The organism is Pseudomonas sp. CCNWLW23 (assembly GCF_037095675.1).
GTDB lineage: Bacteria > Pseudomonadota > Gammaproteobacteria > Pseudomonadales > Pseudomonadaceae > Aquipseudomonas > Aquipseudomonas atacamensis.
Genome location: NZ_JBAWKM010000005.1, coordinates 83739 through 106438, shown reverse-complemented (window position 1 = coordinate 106438; position 22700 = coordinate 83739). Strand labels below are relative to the sequence as shown.

General features: G+C 61.8%; 22 protein-coding genes. 14 read left to right on the top strand and 8 right to left on the bottom strand.

Annotated elements, in window-relative coordinates; all coding sequences use genetic code 11:
- Positions 1 to 67: 67 nt before the first annotated feature.
- On the top strand, positions 68 to 403 hold the full coding sequence (locus V8J63_RS09335) for a ComEA family DNA-binding protein (RefSeq protein WP_197891856.1): 336 nt from the start codon (positions 68 to 70) through the stop codon (positions 401 to 403).
- A 205-nt stretch (positions 404 to 608) separates the two neighbouring features.
- On the top strand, positions 609 to 1883 hold the full coding sequence (gene fabF / locus V8J63_RS09330; protein ID WP_336463924.1) for a beta-ketoacyl-ACP synthase II: 1275 nt from the start codon (positions 609 to 611) through the stop codon (positions 1881 to 1883).
- On the opposite strand, the gene V8J63_RS09325 is transcribed toward fabF, so the two are convergent.
- The 3 genes from V8J63_RS09325 to eat form a co-directional block, all read right to left on the bottom strand.
- Entirely contained in the window at positions 1880 to 2437 is a 558-nt protein-coding gene (locus tag V8J63_RS09325) for a TetR/AcrR family transcriptional regulator (protein ID WP_336463923.1), read from the bottom strand. The two genes, fabF and V8J63_RS09325, sit on opposite strands and share 4 nt — an antisense overlap.
- 137 nt (positions 2438 to 2574) lie before the next feature.
- The gene (locus tag V8J63_RS09320; protein WP_016770901.1) at positions 2575 to 2742 is read right to left on the bottom strand and encodes a DUF2897 family protein; all 168 of its coding nucleotides are present in this window, start codon (positions 2740 to 2742) and stop codon (positions 2575 to 2577) included.
- Between the two features lie 129 nt (positions 2743 to 2871).
- Positions 2872 to 4236, bottom strand: coding sequence for an ethanolamine permease (gene eat / locus V8J63_RS09315; RefSeq protein WP_016770900.1), 1365 nt, complete (start codon positions 4234 to 4236; stop codon positions 2872 to 2874).
- Positions 4237 to 4635: 399 nt separating this feature from the next.
- On the opposite strand from eat, the gene kdpF reads away from it, so the two are divergent.
- The 6 genes from kdpF (at position 4636) to V8J63_RS09285 (ending at position 12803) form a co-directional block, all read left to right on the top strand.
- Positions 4636 to 4725 carry a K(+)-transporting ATPase subunit F gene (gene kdpF / locus V8J63_RS09310; RefSeq protein ID WP_007899818.1) on the top strand — a complete coding sequence of 30 codons (90 nt, stop codon included), beginning with the start codon at positions 4636 to 4638 and terminating at the stop codon, positions 4723 to 4725.
- 8 nt (positions 4726 to 4733) lie between these two features.
- Positions 4734 to 6428 carry a potassium-transporting ATPase subunit KdpA gene (gene kdpA, locus V8J63_RS09305; protein WP_024013853.1) on the top strand — a complete coding sequence of 565 codons (1695 nt, stop codon included), beginning with the start codon at positions 4734 to 4736 and terminating at the stop codon, positions 6426 to 6428.
- A 10-nt stretch (positions 6429 to 6438) separates the two neighbouring features.
- Entirely contained in the window at positions 6439 to 8496 is a 2058-nt protein-coding gene (gene kdpB / locus V8J63_RS09300) for a potassium-transporting ATPase subunit KdpB (RefSeq protein ID WP_336463922.1), read from the top strand.
- Between the two features lie 230 nt (positions 8497 to 8726).
- Positions 8727 to 9272 (top strand): potassium-transporting ATPase subunit KdpC, encoded by a 546-nt coding sequence (gene kdpC, locus V8J63_RS09295; protein ID WP_041478316.1) that lies wholly within the window; start codon positions 8727 to 8729, stop codon positions 9270 to 9272.
- Positions 9273 to 9416: 144 nt separating this feature from the next.
- Positions 9417 to 12068, top strand: a complete 2652-nt coding sequence (locus V8J63_RS09290; protein ID WP_336463921.1) for a sensor histidine kinase KdpD — start codon at positions 9417 to 9419, stop codon at positions 12066 to 12068.
- Between the two features lie 48 nt (positions 12069 to 12116).
- Entirely contained in the window at positions 12117 to 12803 is a 687-nt protein-coding gene (locus V8J63_RS09285; RefSeq protein WP_136492982.1) for a response regulator, read from the top strand.
- Positions 12804 to 12921: 118 nt separating this feature from the next.
- Here the strand turns inward: V8J63_RS09285 and V8J63_RS09280 are convergent, their stop codons facing one another.
- Positions 12922 to 13959, bottom strand: coding sequence for a patatin-like phospholipase family protein (locus V8J63_RS09280; protein ID WP_071173138.1), 1038 nt, complete (start codon positions 13957 to 13959; stop codon positions 12922 to 12924).
- Positions 13960 to 14173: 214 nt separating this feature from the next.
- Between V8J63_RS09280 and V8J63_RS09275 the strand changes: the two genes are divergently transcribed.
- From V8J63_RS09275 to V8J63_RS09265, 3 genes are all read left to right on the top strand, one after another.
- Entirely contained in the window at positions 14174 to 14452 is a 279-nt protein-coding gene (locus tag V8J63_RS09275; protein WP_016770894.1) for a hypothetical protein, read from the top strand.
- A 106-nt stretch (positions 14453 to 14558) separates the two neighbouring features.
- Positions 14559 to 15320 carry a CHAD domain-containing protein gene (locus V8J63_RS09270; RefSeq protein ID WP_136492983.1) on the top strand — a complete coding sequence of 254 codons (762 nt, stop codon included), beginning with the start codon at positions 14559 to 14561 and terminating at the stop codon, positions 15318 to 15320.
- A gap of 236 nt (positions 15321 to 15556) precedes the next feature.
- Positions 15557 to 16351: an acyl-CoA thioesterase gene (locus V8J63_RS09265; protein WP_130888504.1), complete on the top strand. Its 795-nt coding sequence runs from the start codon at positions 15557 to 15559 to the stop codon at positions 16349 to 16351.
- A 1-nt stretch (position 16352) separates the two neighbouring features.
- On the opposite strand, the gene V8J63_RS09260 is transcribed toward V8J63_RS09265, so the two are convergent.
- From V8J63_RS09260 to V8J63_RS09250, 3 genes are all read right to left on the bottom strand, one after another.
- The gene (locus tag V8J63_RS09260; RefSeq protein WP_016770891.1) at positions 16353 to 16718 is read right to left on the bottom strand and encodes an Mpo1-like protein; all 366 of its coding nucleotides are present in this window, start codon (positions 16716 to 16718) and stop codon (positions 16353 to 16355) included.
- Positions 16719 to 16920: 202 nt separating this feature from the next.
- A complete protein-coding gene (locus V8J63_RS09255) occupies positions 16921 to 18402 on the bottom strand; it encodes a methyl-accepting chemotaxis protein (protein WP_336463920.1) in 1482 nt (493 codons plus the stop codon).
- 207 nt (positions 18403 to 18609) lie between these two features.
- Positions 18610 to 19416 carry a TatD family hydrolase gene (locus V8J63_RS09250; RefSeq protein WP_130902140.1) on the bottom strand — a complete coding sequence of 269 codons (807 nt, stop codon included), beginning with the start codon at positions 19414 to 19416 and terminating at the stop codon, positions 18610 to 18612.
- Positions 19417 to 19650: 234 nt separating this feature from the next.
- Here V8J63_RS09250 and V8J63_RS09245 point away from each other — a divergent pair, with 234 nt between their 5' ends.
- The 3 genes from V8J63_RS09245 to V8J63_RS09235 all read left to right on the top strand — a co-directional run bounded on the left by V8J63_RS09245 (position 19651) and on the right by V8J63_RS09235 (position 22178).
- On the top strand, positions 19651 to 21072 hold the full coding sequence (locus tag V8J63_RS09245; protein WP_125926352.1) for a transglycosylase SLT domain-containing protein: 1422 nt from the start codon (positions 19651 to 19653) through the stop codon (positions 21070 to 21072).
- Positions 21073 to 21185: 113 nt separating this feature from the next.
- Complete coding sequence (locus tag V8J63_RS09240) at positions 21186 to 21620, top strand: DoxX family protein (protein WP_125926351.1); 435 nt, start codon at positions 21186 to 21188, stop codon at positions 21618 to 21620.
- Positions 21621 to 21869: 249 nt separating this feature from the next.
- A complete protein-coding gene (locus V8J63_RS09235; RefSeq protein WP_130902139.1) occupies positions 21870 to 22178 on the top strand; it encodes a class I SAM-dependent methyltransferase in 309 nt (102 codons plus the stop codon).
- A gap of 6 nt (positions 22179 to 22184) precedes the next feature.
- Here the strand turns inward: V8J63_RS09235 and greB are convergent, their stop codons facing one another.
- Positions 22185 to 22682 (bottom strand): transcription elongation factor GreB, encoded by a 498-nt coding sequence (greB, locus tag V8J63_RS09230; RefSeq protein ID WP_130902138.1) that lies wholly within the window; start codon positions 22680 to 22682, stop codon positions 22185 to 22187.
- Positions 22683 to 22700: the final 18 nt, after the last annotated feature.

Here is a 22700-nt window from a genome sequence, read left to right as displayed (position 1 = left end):
TCATGACCTACGTTTGGAGAGCAGCTTGGGAAAAGCTGCTTTCTAAAACGATGATGGAGCGTCACTTATGCGTACCGGTTATTTCTACTCGCTGATTTTTGCTTTCCTCACCAGCGCCTCGATCGCTGCGATTGCTGCGCCTGTAGCGCCCACCGAGACAACAAAGGCGCCTTTGCTGATGGATGCGGCTGCGCCCTCGGCAAGCGCCAAGGTCGATCTCAACGGCGCGGATGCGGCAACGTTGCAGAAGGAGTTGGCGGGTGTGGGTGAGGCCAAGGCGCAGGCAATTGTTGCGTATCGGGATACAAACGGGCCGTTCGCGTCGGTGGATGAGTTGCTGGAAGTGAAGGGGATTGGCAAGGCGATTCTGGATCGCAATCGTGAAAGGCTGGAAGTGAACTAAGCTGACAGTTCTACGCCGAGAGGCCGGTCATTGACCGGCCTTTTTATTGGGTGCTGATCGGGTGGATGCCTGAACGCTGAAAATTACGGGTATCATATTGCGCCTTGATTATGCCTATAATAATTTCGCTCGGGACTGATTCAGCAGTCGAATCGCAGCACACCGATGCACGTCGAATTTTGAATTGATAAGGGGTAACCACGGTATGAACCAACGTCGAGTCGTCGTCACGGGCATAGGCCTGGTTTCACCCTTGGGCAGTGATGTTGAAATTGTCTGGCAGCGTTTGCTGGCCGGTCGTTCCGGGTTGCGCAATTTGCCCGATGCGGTTGTGGCTGATCTGCCGACCCGGGTCGGCGGCAGTGTGCCGACGGTGGAGGAGGATGCCGAGGCCGGATTTGATCCGGATCGTGCGACGCCGCCCAAGGAACAGAAGAAGATGGATCGCTTCATCATGTTCGCCATGGAAGCCGCGCGGCAGGCGCTGGAGCAGGCCGGGTGGCATCCAGCCGACGCGGAAAGCCAGGAGCGCACTGCGACAATCATCGGTTCCGGTGTCGGCGGTTTCGGTGCCATTGCCGATGCGGTGCGTACCACCGACAGCCGTGGCCCTCGGCGGTTGTCGCCGTTCACCATTCCATCGTTTCTGGTAAATCTCGCGGCGGGTCATGTGTCGATCCAGCATGGCCTCAAAGGACCGTTGGGCGCACCGGTTACCGCCTGTGCCGCCGGGGTGCAGGCGATCGGTGATGCCGCGCGGTTGATCAGGGCGGGAGAGGCGGACATCGCAGTATGTGGCGGTGCTGAAGCTTCGATCGATCGCGTCAGCCTGGCCGGTTTCGCCGCCGCGCGGGCGCTGTCCAGCGGCTACAACGACACCCCGGAAAAAGCTTCGCGCCCCTTCGACAGTGGGCGCGATGGTTTCGTGATGGGCGAGGGCGCCGGTCTATTGGTCATCGAGTCGCTGGAGCATGCACTGGCACGCGGTGCGAAGCCGCTGGCCGAACTGGTCGGTTACGGCACCACCGCCGATGCCTATCACCTGACCGCCGGGCCGGAAGACGGCAGTGGCGCACGCCGGGCGATGCAATTAGCACTGGCTCAGGGCGGTGTAACGCCGGAGCAGGTGCAGCATCTCAACGCACATGCGACGTCGACGCCGGTCGGTGACCTGGGCGAGTTGGCGGCGATCAAGGCGTTGTTTGGCACGCAGAACAAGATCGCCGTAACGTCGACCAAATCCGCCACCGGTCATTTGCTCGGTGCGGCCGGCGGGCTGGAGGCGATTTTCACGCTCTTGGCGATTCGTGATCAGATGGTGCCGCCAACGCTTAACTTCGAAAACCCGGACCCGGCCAGCGTAGGTGTTGACATTGTCCATGGCGAAGCGCGATCAATGGCAATCGAATATGCCTTGTCCAACGGCTTCGGTTTCGGCGGGGTCAATGCGAGCGTGTTGTTCAAGCGCTGGGAAGGTTAATCGCTCGATTGCTTGAGATGTTCGCGGGTGACGTCGAGGATGCGCTGGGCGAAGTCGGCATCCGCGACGCTGCGTGACAGCAGCAGTGCACCGGCCAGGGTCGCCATGATGACAATGCTGCGATCGGCGACGTGCTCGCCTTCGAGCGCGCCCTGAATTTGTTCGAGGCGAGCATTGAGGACTTCGTCACTGGTGGGGCTTGGCTGGCCGCGCAGGCCCAGCTCGGAGGAAATGGTCAGCAGTGGGCAGCCTTCGTGGGGCGAGGTCTGATGCCACTCTGACAGGTAGGTGTCGATAAAGACTTGCAGAGGGTGTTCCTGCGCGAAAATTTCTTCGCACAGGCCCGCGACTTGCTCGCCAGCCTCTTGCAGGGCTTTTTCGACCAGTTCTTCCTTGGATTTGAAGTGCGAGTAGAAACCGCCATGGGTCAAGCCCAGGGCTTTCATCAAAGGCTGCAGGCCGGTGGCGCCGATACCGTCCTTGCGAAATCGGGCGGAAGCTTCCTTGATGATGCGTTGATGGGTCTGGGCTTTGTGATCTGGCGAGTAACGCATGTGGAGCTCTCCGCGACGATGCTGCCATCTTAACCACGGAAGATTAAATGGTGACTGTACTTCTAAAATCTAAACAGCCTGTGGGTAAGTCCGATCGTGCTGAAAAAACAAACCCCGCCATTGCGGCGGGGTTGGTATCAGCGGTCTTGTGCATCCTTGGCATCCGCTTCGGCATTGCGCTGTGCGACGCGCTTGCGTTCTTCATCGGTCAGTTCGACCTTGTTGGCGGTGTCGCGCAACATCATCAATCCGCCGACAATCGAGCCGATCGCAACGACCAGAATCAACCAGGCATACCAGGGCATAACGGCTCTCCTTAATGGCAGCTCGACGGGCGAGGACTTCGCCGTGCAACGCTGCATACCACCTTTGAGCGAAACGACTTCGCGGTGGTTCCATTCTAGGCCGCTTATGCCCGGTACACCCGAACCGTGTTACAGACCAGTCAACATGGCATCCGCCGGCGCATCGGCGCGCAGTTGCCCGGTCAGCATGAAGTAGCAGAACCCGACCGCCATGAAACCGAGGAAAATCAGCCCGATCAGTGTGTTGAACCACGCCATCGCCACCAGGCAAACCACCGCCAGCACCAGCGCGATCAGCGGAACCAGCGGATAGCACGGCGCGCGGAAAGTACGCTCCAGATTCGGTTCCGATTTACGCAGTTTGAACAGGCTGAGCATGCTCATGATGTACATCACGATCGCGCCGAATACGGCCATGGTGATCATCGCTGCGGTGAGTGTCATGCCGCCGAGGTTGATCAGTCCGTCGCTGTAGATCGCCGCGATGCCGATAAGCCCGCCAGCGATGATTGCGCGGTGCGGGGTCTGGAAGCGCGACAGTTTTGCCAATGAGGCGGGCAGGTAACCGGCGCGGGCAAGGGCGAAGAATTGTCGTGAGTAGCCGAGGATGATGCCATGGAAACTGGCGACCAGGCCGAACAGGCCGATCCACACCAGCATGTGCAGCCAGCCGGAGTTGTCGCCGACCACGGTTTTCATCGCCTGCGGCAGTGGGTCGTTGATGTTGGACAAGGTGCGCCAGTCGCCGACGCCGCCCGCGAAGAACATCACGCCCATGGCCAACAGCACCAGGGTCAGGATGCCGCTGATGTAGGCTTTTGGGATCGTGCGTTTCGGGTCCTTGGCTTCTTCGGCGGCCATGGCGGCGCCTTCGATGGCAAGGAAGAACCAGATCGCGAAGGGAATCGCCGCGAACATCCCGGCAATTGCCGGCGCGCCGAAGACGTCGGAACCGGCCCAGCCATTCAGCGCGAAGTTGCTGAAGCTGAACGCCGGCGCGACCACGCCCATGAACACCAGCAACTCAGCCACCGCCAGCACGCAGACGATCAGCTCGAACGTCGCGGCCAGTTTCACCCCGAGAATGTTCAGGCCCATGAACACGATGTACGCGCCGACCGCCGCGTGTTTCGGGTCCAGCGCCGGGAATTGCACATTGAGATACGCGCCAATCGCCAAAGCAATCGCTGGCGGCGCGAAGACGAATTCGATCAGTGTGGCCAGTCCGGCGATCAATCCGCCTTTTTCGCCAAACGCGCGACGGCTGTAGGCAAACGGCCCGCCGGCATGGGGAATCGCGGTGGTCAGTTCGGTGAAACTGAAGATGAAGCAGGTGTACATGGTCGCGACCATGAATGAAGTCACCAGAAAACCCAGCGTACCGGCCACGCCCCAACCGTAACTCCAGCCGAAATATTCCCCGGAAATCACCAGCCCCACGGCAATGCCCCACAGGTGCAACGTGCCCAGCGTGGGTTTGAGTTGTGTGTTCATGCGCTTGCTCCCGCAATGGTTGGAAAGCTCGAGGGAGGGCGCGTGCAGTGGGCGTGCCATTACGCTGAAACAAGTCGTAATGAGTTCAAAGCTGTCGCAGCGGGGATGTTCGGGTGGGGATAGCTGCTTTTTGTGCGCCAGTTGGGTGCGATGTTGTCGGTGATGCCGTCTTCGCGAGCAGGCTCGCTCCCACATTTTGAAATGCGTTGCCCCTGTGGGAGCGAGCCTGCTCGCGAAGGCGCCAGCCCAAACACCACGAAATTCAGCCGTAAAGCCCGCATAAACCCACTCTTTACGCTTTCTTTATGACCCACGCCGGGCCTCGCTCTCGTTCCTTTACAGCCTCCTTCCCGACAATCGCTGCACACACGGCAATACGCCGTTACACGGAGATCTTCCATGAGCGTTCTGGACGGGGTGTCACTGCTGTTGGCAGTGGGGCTGTTCATTTATCTGTTGGTTGCGCTGTTGCGCGCGGACCGGAACTAGGAGCGGCTATGCACAGTTATGACTATTGGCTGATCCTCGGGTTTTTTGCGCTGGTCCTGCTGCCGGCGCCGTTCCTTGGGCGCTTCTATTACAAGGTCATGGAGGGCCAGCGCACCTGGCTGACGCCGATTCTCGGACCGGTCGAGCGTGGTTGCTATCGTCTTGCCGGGGTCGATGCGCAGGCGGAGCAGAGCTGGCAGAAGTACACGCTGGCGCTGCTGGCGTTCAACCTTGCCGGTTTTCTGCTGCTGTTTGCGATTCTGCTGTTCCAGGATCACCTGCCGCTGAACCCGCAAAACCTGCCCGGCCAGGAATGGACCCAGGCGTTCAACACCGCGGTCAGTTTCATGACCAACACCAACTGGCAGTCCTACAGCGGTGAAGCGACCCTCAGCTACCTGAGCCAGATGGTCGGTCTCACCGTGCAGAACTTCGTCAGCGCCGCCACCGGCCTCGCCGTGCTGGTCGCGCTGTGCCGTGGCATCGGCCGTAAATCGGCGCAGACCCTCGGCAACTTCTGGGTCGACATGACCCGCGCCACCCTCTATGGCCTGCTGCCGCTGTGCCTGCTGCTGGCGCTGTATCTGGTCTGGCAGGGTGTGCCACAAACCTTCGCCCAGTATGTAAATGCCGTGACCCTGCAAGGCGTCGATCAGGTGATCCCGCTCGGCCCGGCCGCCAGCCAGATTGCGATCAAGCAACTGGGCACCAACGGTGGTGGTTTCTTCGGGGTCAACTCGGCGCATCCGTTCGAGAACCCTACTGCGTGGAGCAACCTGTTCGAAGTCGCTTCGATCATCCTGATCCCGGTGGCGCTGGTGTTCACCTTCGGCCATTACGTCAAGGATCTGCGCCAGAGCCGCGCGATCATCGCCTGCATGCTGGCGCTATTCCTGATCGGCGGTGCGACATCGTTGTGGGCTGAGTATCAGCCGAATCCGACCCTGAACAACGCCGCTGTCGAGCAGACTGCGCCGCTGGAAGGCAAGGAAGCGCGCTTCGGTACCACCGCGACGGTGCTGTGGTCGGTGACGACCACGGCGGCTTCGAACGGCTCGGTCAACGGCATGCACGATAGCCTCAACCCGCTGAGCGGCATGGTCGCGCTGGTCAACATGATGGTCGGCGAAGTGATCTTCGGCGGGGTCGGCGCCGGGCTCTACGGCATGTTGCTCAACGTGCTGATCGCGGTGTTCCTCGCCGGTCTGATGATCGGTCGGACGCCGGAATACCTCGGCAAGAAGCTACAAGCGCGTGAGGTGCAATTGCTGGTGGTGACGCTGTTGGTGATGCCCGTCGGCGTGCTGGTGCTCGGCGCGATTGCCGCCACGGTTCCCAGCGCTGCGGCAACCATCAGCAACCCCGGCGCGCATGGTTTCAGTCAGTTGCTCTATGCCTACACCTCGGCGAGCGCCAATAACGGTTCGGCATTTGGTGGCCTGGGCGCGAACACGCCGTTCCACAACCTGATGCTCGGCCTGGGCATGTTGATCGGCCGCTTCGGCTACATCCTGCCGGTGCTGGCACTGGCCGGTAGCCTGGCGATGAAGAAAAGCGCACCGGTCGGCCAGAACAGCTTCCCGACTCACGGCCCGCTGTTCGTGACCCTGTTGACCGTGACCATTCTGCTGGTGGGCGGCCTGACGTTCTTGCCGACGCTGGCGCTCGGTCCTGTCGCCGAACATTTAAGTATGGGCTTCTAAGGAATCCATCATGAATATGCCTGCAATCAAACCCGCCGCCGTCAAAGCGCCGGAACAAGCCAAAACCGCGATCTCGGCCCTGTGGCGCCCGGCGCTGGTGCAAGCCTTCGTCAAGCTCGACCCACGGCAGCTGGCGCGTTCGCCAGTGATGCTGGTGGTCGAACTGACGGCGATTTTCACCACCGTGCTGTGCTTCCTTCCGGACGCTGATGTGCCGACCTTCGTCGCCGCACAAATCGCTCTGTGGCTGTGGTTCACCGTGCTGTTCGCCAACTTCGCCGAGGCCCTGGCCGAAGGACGTGGCAAGGCTCGCGCCGACAGCCTCAAGGCCGGCAGCGAAGGCCTCAGCGCCCGTTGTCGCCAAGCCGATGGCAGCTTCAAGATCGTGCCGGCTGCCAATCTGCGCAAGGGCGACGTGGTGCGAGTCGAAGCCGGGGAGATGATCCCCGGTGACGGCGAAGTCATCGAAGGCATCGCGGCGGTCAACGAAGCGGCGATCACTGGCGAATCGGCGCCGGTGATCCGCGAGTCCGGCGGCGACCGCTCGGCCGTCACCGGCAACACGCGGTTGGTGTCCGACTGGCTGCTGGTGAAGATCACCACCAACCCTGGTGAATCGACCCTCGACCGCATGATCGCCCTGGTCGAAGGCGCCAAGCGTCAGAAGACCCCGAACGAAGTCGCGCTGGATATCCTGCTGATCGGCCTGACCCTGATCTTTCTGCTGGTGGTCGTCACCCTGCAACCGTTCGCGCATTTCGCCAATGGCAGCCTGCCGCTGGTGTTCCTCGTGGCGTTATTGGTCACGCTGATCCCGACCACCATCGGCGGTCTGCTGTCGGCCATCGGTATCGCCGGGATGGATCGGCTGGTGCGCCTGAATGTGATCGCCAAATCCGGCCGCGCGGTGGAAGCGGCGGGTGATGTGCACGTGCTGTTGCTCGACAAGACCGGCACCATCACCTTCGGTAACCGTCGTTGCAGCGCGGTGTATGCCGCGCCGGGTGTGACCGGCCGTGAGCTGGCCGAAGGCGCGCTGTTCGCCTCGCTGGCCGACGAAACCGCTGAAGGCAAGTCCATCGTCGAGTTCCTTCGTGGCCTGCATCCACAACCGGAGCCGGCCCTGGAAACCCTGATCGCCGTGCCGTTCAGCGCGGAAACCCGTTTGTCCGGCGTCGATTATCAGGGCCGCGTGTATCGCAAAGGCGCGGTGGATTCGCTGCTGGCGTTTCTCGGTCAGCAACGTAGCGATCTGGCCCCGGCGCTGGCGCGGGAAATCGACAAGATTGCTCAGAGCGGTGGCACGCCGTTGCTGGTCTGCGCTGACGGCAAATTGCTTGGTGCGATCCATCTCAAGGACGTGGTCAAACCAGGCATCCGCGAGCGTTTTGCCGAGTTGCGCAAACTGGGGATTCGCACGGTGATGGTCACCGGCGACAACCCGCTGACCGCAGCAGCGATCGCCGCTGAAGCGGGCGTCGATGATGTGCTCGCCGAAGCCACGCCGGAGAAGAAACTCGCGCGGATTCGTCACGAGCAGAACGACGGTCGCCTGGTCGCCATGTGCGGCGACGGCGCCAACGACGCCCCGGCGCTGGCCCAGGCAGACGTCGGCATGGCGATGAACGATGGCACGCAAGCGGCACGCGAAGCGGCGAACATGGTCGACCTCGACAGCGACCCGACCAAGCTGCTCGACGTGGTGCAGATCGGCAAGGAATTGCTGGTGACCCGTGGCGCACTGACGACCTTTTCCATCGCCAACGACATCGCCAAATACTTCGCGATTCTGCCGGCGCTGTTCGCCTCGATTTACCCGCAGCTGGGCGTGCTGAACATCATGCATCTGAGCAGTTCGCAGAGCGCGATACTCTCGGCCATCGTCTTCAACGCGCTGATCATCGTTGTGCTGATTCCACTGGCATTGCGCGGCGTGCGGGTGCAGGCGGCGAGTGCGGCGGCGTTGCTGCGGCGCAATCTGCTGATCTATGGCGTCGGCGGGATTGTCGTGCCGTTCGTGGGGATCAAGGTGATCGACATGCTGCTTACGGCGTTGCATCTGGTGTGAGGCTGAAAAGAGCCCCTCACCCTAGCCCTCTCCCGGGGGGAGAGGGGACTGACCGAGGTGTTTGTGCGAGGTTCGCCGACCTGAAATTCCGAGCCGAACTCAGGTCTTGAACAGCATGAAGATCGGCTCCCTTTCTCCCTCGCCCCCTTGGGGGAGAGGGCTGGGGTGAGGGGGAAAAGATCTCCCTGACACCCGGCAAAAGTTTGTCCAACGAATTTGAGGATCTTGAAATGTCCACAATGATACGCCCGGCCCTGACCCTGTTGGCGCTGATGACCCTGATCACCGGCGTCGCCTATCCACTCGCGGTTACCGGCATCGCCCAAGTCGCTTTCCCGGCTCAGGCCAATGGCAGCCTGATCCACGACGCTGACGGCAAAGTCCGAGGCTCGGCGCTGATTGCTCAGGATTTCAGCGGCGACAACTGGTTCCACCCACGGCCGTCCGCCGGGGCTTTTGCCACCGTCGCCAGCGGCGCCAGCAACCTCGCGCCGAGCAATCCGGCCCTCGCGACCCGCGTAATCGAAGACGCGCAAAAACAACAAGTCGCTGGGCAGGGGCCGGTGCCATTGGCCTTGCTGACCACCTCCGCCAGCGGTCTCGATCCGCACTTGCCACCGGCGGCAATTGCCTATCAACTGGCGCGTGTCGCGGCGGCGCGCAACCTGCCGGTGTCGACCTTGCAGCAATTGCTCGATAAGCACATCGAACAGCCGCTGGTTGGGCCGCCGGTGGTGAATGTGCTGGAGCTGAATCTGGCACTGCAAAACCTGTAATTCAGTTGATACCGATCGTTCCCACGCTCTGCGTGGGAATGCATCAATAGACGCTCTGCGTCTGCTTTTATGGGACGCAGAGCGTCCCGGGCTGCATTCCCACGCAGAGCGTGGGAACGATCATCAGGAAGAGAGACATCAAGCATGAGCGACTCCGGCCGCGCCGACGCATTATTAGCAGACCTGCCCCGCGATGGCCGTGGCCGGCTCAAGGTTTTCCTCGGCGCCGCCCCCGGGGTCGGCAAGACCTACGCCATGCTCCAGGCTGCCCACACGCAACTGCGCCAGGGCGTGAAGGTCCTCGCCGGCGTGGTCGAAACCCATGGCCGCGCCGAAACCGAAGCCTTGCTCGGCGGCCTGCCGCAGCAGCCGTTGGTGCGCAGCGAATACCGTGGCGTGCTGCTCGAAGAAATGGACCTCGACGGCATTCTCGCGGCCAAGCCGAAGCTTGTGCTGGTGGATGAACTGGCCCACAGCAACGCCCCCGGCAGTCGGCACGCCAAGCGCTGGCAAGACATTCAGGAACTGCTCGCCGCCGGCATCGACGTGTTCACCACGGTCAACGTCCAGCACCTGGAAAGCCTCAATGATCAGGTGCGCGGCATCACTGGCGTGCAGGTGCGCGAAACCCTGCCGGACTGGGTCTTGCAGGAGGCGTTCGAACTGCTGCTGATCGACCTGCCGCCGCGCGAATTGCTCGAGCGTCTGCGCGAAGGCAAGGTCTACGTGCCGGAACAGGCCCGCGCCGCCATCGATGCGTTTTTCACCCAGACCAATCTCACCGCCCTGCGCGAACTGGCGATGCAGACCGCTGCCGCGCAGGTCGACAACGATCTGGCCCAGGGCTATCGCCAACTCGGCCAGGCCGCGCCGGCGGTGCGCGGGCGTTTGTTGGTCGGCATCGATGGCGATGCGCAGGCCGAGCGGCTGGTGCGTCACGCCAGCCGCGTCGCCCAGCGCCGGCATCTGCCGTGGAGTCTGGTGCATGTCGACAACGGCAGTGCGCGGGATGAGCAATCGCGGTTGCGCCTGCAAAGCGCCCAGCAACTGGCCGAACGCCTCGGTGGCGAAGTGGTGCTGTTGCGGGCGGGCGAAGTGGCGAAAACCCTGATTCAACACGCCGCCGAACGCCGCGCCAGTCTGTTGCTGGTCGGCCAGTCGCGGCCACGGTTGCGCCGTAGACTGTTCGGCGGTGGTCTGGCGGCGCGCCTGCTGCGTCAGGCGCACGGTCTGGAAATAAACGTGCTCGACAGTGATCACGAGCAGCACCAACCGCGCCCGCGCAATTCAGTTACGCTGGTGTGGTTCGACTATGCGCTGGCGCTGGTCGCGACGTTGTTGGCCACGGCCCTGGCCTGGGCGGTGTCGAGTGTGTTGCCGCTGCCGAACATCTCGCTGGTGTTTCTCGCGGCGGTGTTGCTGGTGGCGGTGCGCAGCAGCCTCGGCCCGGCGCTGGCCTGTGCGGCGCTGTCGTTTCTCACCTACGATTTTCTGTTTATCCCGCCGAATTTCTCGTTCAGCATTCAGCGCGAAGAAGACGTGCTGACGCTGCTGTTCTTCCTGTTGATGGCGGCGCTCACCGGCAACCTTGCGGCGCGTCAGCGGCGGCAGTTGCAGGCTTTGCGCGATACCCAGGAAGAGACCAGCGAACTGCTCGACCTGTCGCGCAAACTTACCGCCGCGACGGATCGCCAGGCCGTGATCAGCGCCGCCGCGCAACACCTCGAAGGCTGGAGCGATGTGCAATTGTGCCTGCTCAACCGCGACGGGCAGGGCGGCTGGAAAGTCGAAGCCGGCGGGCCACTGCAATTCACCGAGGCCGAACGCGCCGCCGCCGATTGGGCCTGGCAACACGATCAACCGGCGGGCAAGGGCACCGGTACCTTGCCGCTGGGGCGTTGGTGGTGGTGGCCGTTGTCGGTCGAGGACGGGCCGCTGGCGTTGCTTGGTGTTTGCGCCAAGGAAGGCCAGAGCTTGAGCGGTCAGCGCCGACGTTTGCTCACTGCGCTGAGCCAGCCGTTGGCGCAAGCCTTGGCTCGTGCGCAGTTGGCCGATGACCTCGAAGCGGCGCGTCTGCACGGCGAAACCGAACAGTTGCGCAGCGCCTTGCTGGCCTCGGTGTCCCACGATTTGCGCACGCCGCTGACGGCCATGCGCGGCAGCATCGACAGCCTGTTGGCCCTCGGCGAAGCGATCCCGCTGGAGGATCGCCGCGAGCTGCTCGAAGGCACCCGCGATGAGGCCGAACGCCTCGACCGCTACATTCAGAACCTGCTCGACATGACCCGCCTCGGCCACGGCGCCTTGAAGCTGGCGCGGGACTGGGTTTCGCCAGCCGATATCGTCGGCAGTTCGCTCAATCGCCTGCGCGCCGTGCTGGCGCCGCTGCAGGTCAGCACCGAAGTGCCGGCCGAGTTGCCGTTGCTCTATGTGCACGCGGCGCTGATCGAGCAGGCGCTGGTTAACGTGCTGGAGAACGCCGCGCGATTTTCGCCCAGCCATGGTCGCCTGCAACTGCGCGCCGGTGCCGATGAGCAGGAGATTTTCTTTGCGGTCAGCGATGAAGGCCCGGGGATCCCTGAAGAGGACCGAGCGAAGATTTTCGACATGTTCTACACCGCCGCGCGCGGTGATCGCGGCGGGCAGGGCACGGGTTTGGGGCTGGCGATCTGTCAAGGCATGGTCGGCGCGCACGGCGGGCGTATTTCCGTGGCTGACGGCATCGACGGGCGCGGCACCTGCATCACCTTGCACCTGCCGTTGCAGGCGCAGCCGGGGATGGACGGTGAAGCTTGAAGTCGACTGCGCTACTCTCTTGCCAATCTATTGTGTTGATGTGAATTCATGAGCCAGACCGCGACCATTTTGGTCATCGACGACGAACCGCAGATTCGCAAATTCCTGCGCATCAGCCTCGCTTCACAAGGCTACAAAGTGCTCGAAGCCGGCACCGGCGCTGAAGGCCTGGCACAAGCCGCGCTGAGCAAACCGGACCTGGTGGTGCTTGATCTCGGCCTGCCGGACATGGACGGTCAGCAGGTCCTGCGCGAACTGCGCGAGTGGGCGACCACGCCGGTGCTGGTGCTGTCGGTGCGTGCCAGTGAAGGGCAGAAGGTCGAAGCGCTGGATGGCGGCGCCAATGACTACGTGACCAAGCCGTTCGGCATTCAGGAGTTTCTCGCCCGAGTCCGCGCGTTGTTGCGTCAGGCCCCGGCGGGGGAGGCGCAGCCGGCGGCGCTGAGTTTCGGCCCGTTGACCGTGGATCTGGCCTATCGGCGCGTGCTGCTCGATGGCGCCGAAGTCGCCCTGACCCGCAAGGAATATGCGGTGCTCGCGCAACTGGCGCGGCATCCGGGGCGGGTGATCACCCAGCAGCAATTGCTAAAGGATATCTGGGGGCCGACGCACACCGAGGACAGTCATTACCTGCGCATCGTGGTCGGGCATCTGCGGCAGAAACTGGCGGATGACCCGACCCGGCCACGGTTTATCGTGACTGAGGCGGGGGTGGGGTATCGGTTGTTGAGTTAAGCTGGCTGAGCTGACGCTTTCGCGAGCAGGCTCGCTCCCACAGGGGAATGCATTTCAAATGTGGGAGCGAGCCTGCTCGCGAAGAGGCCATCAAATACTCCGAAAAATCCGCATCAGATCAACCCTGCTCCTGCTCATACCGATCCAGCGTATCACTGGCAATCTGTCTGCCCAGCGCGATCAACTCCGGCGCCTTGTAGAACTCGAAAAACCGGCACACCCGCTTCGGCACGTTGATCAGGATATCCGGCGGATACCCGGCAATCTTGTACTGCGCCAGTGAGGTCTGCATCACCTCGAAACTCTGGTTGATCAGATCCAGCAACGACGCCGGCCCGACGTTATCGATGATGAACGAACCGGTGGCGGATTTCGGTGCGCCTTCGCGTTCCGGGGCGGCGGCCGGTTGCTGGCTTTCCGGTTCGACGCCTTCGAGCCACGGATTGATCTCCGCTGCCTCGGCGCGCAGGGCTTCCTGTTCCAGCTTCAACAATTGCTCGGCCTGTTTACGCCGGAACGGCAACTTCGAACCCATGGATTTGATCAGGCTGTCGAAGCGCGAACGGAACGCCGCCGGTCGCTCGATCACCGGCAACTTGTACTGGCGCTGATTGGTGGCGTTGAGGTTGACCGCGATGATCAGGTCGCAATGGCTCGATACCACCGGAACGATCGGCAACGGATTGAGAATGCCGCCGTCGACCAGCATGCGGTTGCCCTGCATCACCGGGGTAAACAGGCTGGGAATCGCCGCCGAGGCGCGCATGGCCTGATGCAGGCAGCCTTCCTGAAACCAGATTTCCTGCTGGTTGGTCAGATCGGCGGCGACGGCGGTGTAGGGGATGCGCAGGTCTTCGATGTTGATCTCGCCGACGATCTTGCGGATCTGCCCGAAGACCTTTTCGCCGCGAATCGCGCCGAGACGGAAACTCACATCGACCAGGCGCAGCACGTCGAGGTAATCAAGGCTTTCGATCCAGCGCCGGTACTCATCCAGTTTGCCGGCGGCATAGATGCCCCCGACCACCGCGCCCATCGAACAACCGGCAATGCAGGCGATGTCGTAGCCGCGTTTTTCAATTTCTTCGATAACGCCGATATGGGCATAGCCCCGGGCGCCACCGGAGCCCAGCACCAGTGCGACACGCTTTTTCATCAAACTTCCTCCCGACAAGCCTGCACAATGCACGCATCGGCCAAGCGGCTCAATCGCCAAGGTCGTTGCGCGAAGCGGTGACGTCGTTTTTCGCTCGCGAATGACACTTCAGCGCTATGCTCTGCGCCACGTGGTTTCAGCGCCCGGCGAGGCACTTTTTCGCCGCTTGACCGTCTTACCTGCACGACTGTTGACCTACCTTGAGGTGTGAGTGATGAAAGCCTGGATCTGTGTACCGTTGATGGCCCTGGTTCTGGCCGGTTGCGCCGGCAAAACCGCGTACCGCGACAGCTGCGGCAGCCAACTCGACGCGGCCTGGCACGAACTGGACCTGGCCAAGGCTGAAGGCTTCGCCGGCACCGTCAGCTATTCCAAAGCGCTGTCGCTGCTGACCGCCGCCAAGACCCAGCAACAATTCGAAGGCTTTGAAGGCTGCAGCAAGAAAGCCGAGAAAGCCCGCTTCTACATTCGCGAATCCCGCGCAGGAAGATAAAAAAGCAGCTGCAAGTTTCAAGCTGCAAGCGGCAAGCTTTGAAGCAAACGCATTCAGCTTGAAGCTTGTAGCTAGAAGCTTACAGCTGTCTACGGAGTAGACCCCCATGATCGATCGCTTGGTGGCTCATGTGTTGAGCCTGGATGTGCGGCTGTTGGCATGTCAGGCGCGCTTGACTGCGCGCACTGATCCCGAGGCGTTGCATGATTTGCGCACTACGGTGCGGCGCTTGCGCAGTCTTTTGCGGCCGTTGCGCGGCTTGCCGGGTGTCGAGCAACTGGAGGCGGCGGCTTCTGCGGTGGGCGATCTGACCACACCGTGGCGTGATCGCGAAGTGCTGGCGGCGTATCTGCTCGAGCATGATCAACCCGAGGCTGCGCAGCGGCGTCTGGCGCAAATGGCCGAGGCGTATCCGGCGCTGGCGGCGAGTGCGGAACTGGCTTCGCTGCTGATGATTCTCGACGCGTTTCCACGATTTTTGCGCGCGTCCGAGCGTCAGGGCTTACTCAAGGATCTGGGTAAACGCATTGAAAAACGCTTGGGCAAACAATGGCAGAAACTCGACGAAGCGCTGCACGATCCCGCCCATGACCGCCATCGTCTGCGCCTGCTGATCAAGCGCGTGCGCTATGGCATCGAAGCCTATCCCGAGCTGGATCGCTTGCCGAAACCGGCTTACAAACGCCTGAAATCGGCGCAAGGCGCACTGGGCGACTGGCACGATTGCTGGCAATGGCTGGCCCGCGCCGAGCAGGAAGCCGATCTGCAACCGTGTGTGGCCACCTGGCAGGCCGGCTTGATCAAGGCAGAGCTGAAGGCCGATCAAGTGCTGGAAAAGCTCAGCGCGACGTGTTTCAAACACTCCTGAAGATGGCTCTGTTCCCCTGTGGGAGCGAGCCTGCTCGCGAAGGGGCCGTGTCAGTCGCAATCGTTGTCGACTGATCGACCGCTTTCGCGAGCAGGCTCGCTCCCACAAGGTGATTTGTCGCTTGAAGGAATCGGGCCAAGGCCTATCTGTCAGCCCATTTGACCGGAATAGACGCTGCGCCGCCGCCCGGGGCTGGGTAAGATCCGCGCATTCCTTTCTCGTTTTCCGAGGTTGCCATGCGCTTTTGCGATCTGCTCGATGCTGTCCGCCAACAACCTGAAGTGACCATCCCCGCCGAATGGGGGCAGGGCCGTGCCAGTTTTGGCGGGCTGGTGGCTGCGCTGCAATTTGAAGCCATGCGCGCCAGGGTGCCGACGGAGCGCCCCGTGCGTTCGCTGGCGATTACCTTTGTCGGCCCGGTCGAGCCGGAGGTGCCGGTGAGTTTCGAAGTCGATGTGCTGCGTGAAGGCAAAGCCGTCAGCCAGGTGTTGGGTCGCGCCATGCAAAATGGCCAAGTGGTGACTATCATTCAGGGCAGCTTCGGTGCCTCGCGGCCTTCGGTAGTCGCCGTCGAAGCCTATCCGGCGCCCACCATGAAACACTGGGACGAGTGCCAGGAGCTGCCCTACATCAAAGGCGTGACCCCGGAATTCATGCGCCATCTGGCGATGCGCTGGAGCGTCGGCGGTATTCCGTTCTCCAACACGCCATCACGCTTGATGGGCGGCTGGGTGCGGTTGCGTGGGGATGTCAAAGAGGAGCCGGTCAACGAGGCGCATCTGCTGGCGCTGGTGGATGCCTGGCCGCCGGCGCTGTTGCCGTATCTGAAGAAACCGGCGCCGGGTAGCACGCTGACCTGGACCATCGAATTCGTGCAGCCGTTACACGACTTGAGCACGCTGGACTGGTGCCAATACCTGGCCGACATCGAATACGCAGCCGACGGCTACGGCCATGTCGCCGCGAAGTTGTGGAGTGCGAAGGGAGAGTTGATTGCCATGAGTCGGCAGACTGTGACGATCTTCGCCTGACTCAATGCCGACGGTGACGCTCACGCCAGGCGCGCCACCAGCCACCGCTGAGAAAGAACCGCGGAAAGGTCAGAAACTGCTCGACCAGCAAACGTGACACGGCATCTTTGCGATCACTGAACGGCTCGGAGGCTTGCGCCTCCAGGCCGTGGCCGTGGCGCTGCAGACCCAGCGCCGCGATGATACCGATCACGCCGATGGCGACGCTGGCCAGGCTCAGGCTGAACACCCCCGACACGATCAGCAGAAACGCCACGATAAACAGCGGCACGGCGATCAGGTGCAGGACCAGATTGGTCGGATGCTGATGATTGCCCGGGTAAGCGCGCCATTGCCAAGCGGGAAGGTTGGGGTGACGTTTGCCCATGTTTGCTACTCCTCGATCCATGTTGAACACATGCTTGAAGAATAGGCCCGGGTGCGGAGGGCGGCGAATCAAGGTTGGCTATTGAAGTGATAGCCGTCATCGCAGGATTCGATGTAGATGCCTCTGACGCCTTCGCGAGCAGGCTCGCTCCCACATTGATTCAATGGTGCATGTGGGAGCGAGCCTGCTCGCGAAAGCGGACTCACAATTTCAACTGACCTATCGCCTTGTTCAACTCCCCGGCCAATGTAGCCAGCTCATTACTGGTCGTCGCCGAATCCACCGTCTGCTGCACGGTATTTTCAGTCACGTCACGAATACTCACCACCGCCCGGTTCATCTCCTCGGCGACCTGACTCTGCTGTTCCGCCGCCACGGCAATCTGCGTGTTGCTTTCGCGCATCTGCGCCACCGCTCCGGTGATTTCCGCCAGCGCCGCGCCAGCCTCCTGCGCCTGCTGCACGCAGTCGTCGGCCTTGTATGAACTCTCCTGCATGAAATCCACCGCATCGCGGGTGCCGGCCTGCAACGCGGCGATCATGCCGGTGATCTCGTCGGTGGACGCCTGCACGCGCTTGGCGAGGTTGCGCACTTCATCGGCGACCACGGCAAAGCCGCGCCCCATCTCCCCGGCGCGGGCCGCTTCGATCGCCGCATTCAGCGCGAGCAGATTGGTCTGTTCGGCAATGCTGTGAATCACACTGACCACGCCGTTGATCTTCTGACTGTCCTCGGCCAGGCGTTGAATCATTTCTGCCGTCTGCTGCACGCCGCTGGACAAACCGGCAATCGACTGCTGCACCCGCGCCACCACCTGCTGACCGCTGCCAGCGAGACCATCGGCGGCTTTCGACAGATCGCGGGTGGCGCCGGCGTGTTGCGCGATGTGATAAACGGTGGCGGTCATTTCGTTGATCGCAGTGGCGGCCTGATCGGTTTCGCTTTGCTGGCCAAGCATGCCGTGGCGCACATCATTCATGCTCGAGGCCAGCCGCGCAGCGCCGTCATCCAGTTGTCGAGCGGTGCTGGCAACGGTGGTTACGACGCGTTGATAACCGGCCTGCATGGCGTTGAAGGCATTGGCCATCTGCCCGACTTCGTCCTTGCCCACCAGCGGAACACGAGCAGAAAGATCGCCGGTTTTTTCAACGTGCAGCATCACGTCTTTCAACGTGTTGAGCTGGCTGAGCAGAAAGCGGATCAGCAGTTGCGAAGCGCCGAGCATCGCCAGCATCAGGACGAAGACCGCCAATGCATAGTTGGCGAAACGCTCGCTAAACACCTGGCTCAGGCTCGGGGCATAGGCGATGACCGCCACTTGCTCACCGTCGGCACGGCTGAACACTTCGGCGCCCAGCAACGGGTCGTCACCGAACAGTGGCATTTCATTGATGGCATTCCAGCCGTTGCTGCCGCTGATTTCCAGCAGCGGTTGATCATTGAGACGCGGCGCTTCACCGCGCTTGAAGGTCAGCACCTGAGCGGACTTGGGCAACGATTGCCCGGTCGGCCAGGCCTTGAGCAACTGCGCCTGCGCCTGCGCGGACACCTGCGCGGCATGGCTGCGGGCCTGTTGTTCGAGATGCACGGCGTACAAAACCAACAGCAGGGTGGTGACAAAGGCGACCGCGTTGACCGCCCAGAATTTATATTTCAGCGAGATGTTGCTAAGCCAGGCACCCATGGAGGTCTTCTCTGATAGCGGAAACAGTTTTGGCAAGGTGCCATTATTGTGCCGCTATGCAGATTCGGGAGTTTTGATATGAATCAACAGATGCCGAGATCTATTGTGGGAGCGAGCCTGCTAGCGAAAGCGCTGCGTCATTCAGCCCATTTGTAGCCGATCCACAGCCTTCGCGAGCAGGCTCGCTCCCGCGGGGGACGTGTGCAGTCAGGGGAGAATGGGGAGTTTAAAAAACGCCCGGGCACACGCGGTGGTATGCGCGGCCAGCGCTTCCTCGGTCTCGCCGCGATGCAACGCCACTTCGCGCAGCACTTCGCTCAGATACGCCGGTTCATTGCGGCCGTTTTTCGGCTTCGGCCGCAATGTGCGCGGCAGCAGATACGGCGCGTCGCTTTCCAGCATCAGCCGTCCCGCTTTGATCTCTTTGACCAGCGGATGCAGATGCGTGCCCCGGCGTTCGTCGCAGATCCAGCCGGTGATGCCGATGTGCAGATCCAGATCGAGGTAGCTGAACAAGGCCTTTTGCTCGCCAGTGAAGCAGTGCACCACCGCCGCCGGCAGTTGATCGCGGAAGTCCTTGAGGATCTCCAGCAGCCGCTGGCTGGCATCGCGCTCGTGCAGGAACACCGGCAATTGCAGTTCGACGGCCAGCGCCAGGTGTTCTTCGAGAACCTTTTCCTGTTGCGGGCGCGGGGAGAAGTCGCGGTTGAAATCCAGCCCGCATTCGCCCACCGCGACGACGCTGGATTCGTTCAACAGACTGCGCAGGCGACGAGCACTGTCAGCGTTCCAGTCGCTGGCCGAATGGGGGTGAATACCGGCGGTGGCGAACAGCCGTTGGCCGCTTTCATCCAGTTGCTGGCACAGTTCCAGCGCCTGCTCGCTACCCTCGACGCTGGTACCGGTCAGCACCAGTTGGCAGACGCCGGCGGCGAAGGCGCGGTCGAGCACGGCCTGGTGTTTGTCGGCGAAACTGGGGTTGGTCAGGTTGACGCCGATATCGATGAGTTGCATGGTGCTACCTCGGGCCGAAGGCCGGAAAGCATATCAGAGCTGTAGATTTATAAGAAAAGCCAAGAACTACAACGACTTATGGCTGTCTGTTGAGGCCGCGAAGGACTCCGGGGTGGCGACGATGCCATCACTGTGCCAGTCTCTCGCACTTTACCAGCGCTCAAAGCGCTCTGTTTTCGTCGGTGATGTCGTCTTTTTTGCGACGAATCGCCCCGTATTCTTTTCGGAGAGTGGATGCATCGTCCCTCGGTTCTGCTGCTGTTGTGTGCTGCGTTGCTGCTGCCGATGACGGCGGTCGCGCGCCTGCCCGGGCCGCTGCAAGCCGTGCCGGCGAGCAAGGTTCGCGACCTCTCGGACATTCGCAGCAGCCGCGTGTTGCGGGTGTTGGTCAATCAGAGCCGCAACAGCTCCGGCGAGGTCCAGGGCCAGGCCATCGGTGTCGAGTACCACCGACTGCGCGCGTTCGAGCAATACCTCAATGGCCATGCTCGTGACGGCCAGGAAGTCACCCTCAAGATCATTCCCAAAGCCAAGGATCAATTGCTCGGCGCCTTGCAGCGCGGCGAAGGCGATATGGTCGCGCCCGGTGAATTGCTCGACCTGCCTTCTGGCTACGCGGTCGCCAGCAGTGAACCGATTGCCAGCAACGTGCCGCTGGTGCTGGTCGGCATCAAGGGCCAGCGCCGTTACACCAAGGTCGAGCAACTGTCCGGCAAAACCCTGGCGCTGCCCACCGGTAGTGCGGCGGGGGAGGTGGTCAGTCAGCTCAACCAGAAACTGGCGCTGCACAAACTCGCGCCGATCAACATCGAATGGGTCGATCCGACGCTGGCGGTCGAAGATGTGCTGGAGATGGTTCAAGGCGGGATTTTCCACCTGACCATCGTCGAGCAACCGATTGCCGAGCGTTGGGGCAAGATCCTGCCGAAGCTGCGCCTCGATCGGCAACTGAGCCTCGGCGAGCCGGGCGAGGAGCATTGGTTCGTGCGTCGCGATGCATCGATGTTGCGCGCGAGCATCGATCGCTTCCTCACCGATTACAAGAAACCGTCGGACGAAGACGCGGCCTTTCTGCGCATCTATCGACGCCTGTATCAAGTACACAATCCGCTGGCCAAGGCCGATCGCCAGCGTCTGGAAAAACTCCGTCCGACCCTGCAAAAGCACGCCGATGCGCAGAACATGGACTGGCTTAACCTGGCGGCGCTGGCGTTCAAGGAGTCGCGTCTGCAGCCCAACGCTCGCAGCGGCAGCGGTCCGACCGGGCTGATGCAGATCACCCCGTCCGCCGCGCAGCGGGTCGGCGTGAGCAATATCCAGAATCTCGATGCGAATGTGCAGGCCGGCGCCAAGTACCTGGCGATGATCCGCCGCAAGTTCTTCAGCAGCCCGAAACTCAACGAGCGTGAGCGCATGGCCTTCACCCTCGCCGCGTACAACATCGGCCCCGAGCGCGTGCAGGGCATGCGCGCGGAAGCCCGCCGCCGCGGCCTCAATCCCAACCAGTGGTTCTTCCAGGTCGAGCGCATCGCCATGGAGCAGGTGGGGATGGGCGCCGTCAGCTATGTTAATAGCGTGAACAAGTATTACCTGGCATTCGACCGGGAGCGTGAGTCGCTCGAGCCCCGGCAGCAGAAAGTGGTCACACGGAAATAATCTAACAATTCGATTGTTATGGCGAAATTTTTGCGCTTTAAACATGAAATAAACTGATTAATATAGCGACCAACCCAAACACACAAACACTTCTGCACAACAAGGAATGCACCATGAGCTCTCTGATCAACAAGGTTCTGTTCACCCGCGCCGGTTACGGCCTGACTGTCCTGCGCATTGCTGTCGGCGTGATCTTCGCCGCCCACGGTTCGCAGAAACTCTTTGGTCTGTTCGGTGGTTACGGCCTGGCCGGCACCGCGCAATGGATGGAAAGCATCGGCCTGACCCCGGGCTATCTGATGGCCGCGCTGGCAGGTGGTACCGAGTTCTTCGCCGGTCTGGCGCTGATCATCGGCCTGCTGGCACGCCCGGCGGCACTCGGTCTGGCGTTCCTCTCGCTGGTGGCGATCTTCTCGGTGCACATCGGCAACGGTCTGTTCATGGCCAACAACGGTTATGAGTTTGCTCTGGCTCTGCTGGCCGGCAGCATCGCGGTACTGATCGAAGGTGCCGGCAAGCTCTCCGCGGATCGCGCCATCGCCGGTTGAAGGCTCTGGCTCAAGGCAAAGGCCCGCATTGTGCGGGCCTTTTTTTGTTGCGGGGGATTATTGACACTGGTCGGTCACGTTCTCTAGGATGTTGCCCATGCGCCGATTTAAACAGCTACTTGCGGGGCGCCAGGTGACTTCTACAGTTACCGTCAGAAGCCGGAACAGGGCTTCGAAATACCGCTAAAGCGCTGGTTCGGTGTTGCCTCTCACCTGCCATGCAGACTTTTGAGGCAGAGACACGACACGATGAACGCACTACGCCCTCCAGCACGTCCCGCGCCGATCACGGCACATGTCACCCAGCACAACCCGAAAATCCTTCTTGGCGGCAAACACCAGCCGACGCTGTTGCGTTATCTCGATGGCTGGCCACGTCGCAGCGGCGGTCCTGCCGCGTTCCTGATCCAGTTTGTCGATGACGGCGAGTCGCTGGCGCGTTTCGCGACGGACAGCTTTGATCTGGCGGTGATTCAGGCGCCGAGCGCAGACGATGCGCCGGAGATGATCAAGCAACTCACCCGCGTTGCACGGCAGGGTCTGATCACTCGGCGCTGATGGTGCTTACGGGTATTCAATCGCAACGATGTAAACGAACTGCTCGCCGGTCGGCGTCTGCACCCGCACTTCCGCGTCGAGTGCCTTGCCGATCAGCGCGCGTGCCAGCGGCGAGTCGATGCTGATCAAACCCTGTTTGAGTTCCAGTTCATCGGGGCCGACGATGCGGTAGCGCGACTGCTTGCCGTCCTCGTCTTCGATGGTTACCCAGGCGCCGAAATAGACTTTGTTCGGGTCGCTGGGTTTTTCGCTGACCACCTTGAGCGCTTCCAGGCGTTTGGTGAGAAAACGCACGCGACTGTCGATTTCGCGCAGCATCTTCTTGCCGTAGGTGTACTCGGCGTTTTCCGAACGATCGCCCTGCGCCGCCGCTTCACTCACCGCCTGGGTGACCTGCGGGCGACGCACATGCCACAACTCATGGAATTCGGCGCGCATCCGCGCTTCACCCTCGGGGGTGATCAGCGCGGTGCCGGCGGTGCGGGGAGGGCGATAACGGCTCATGGCGACTTCTTGTGATTA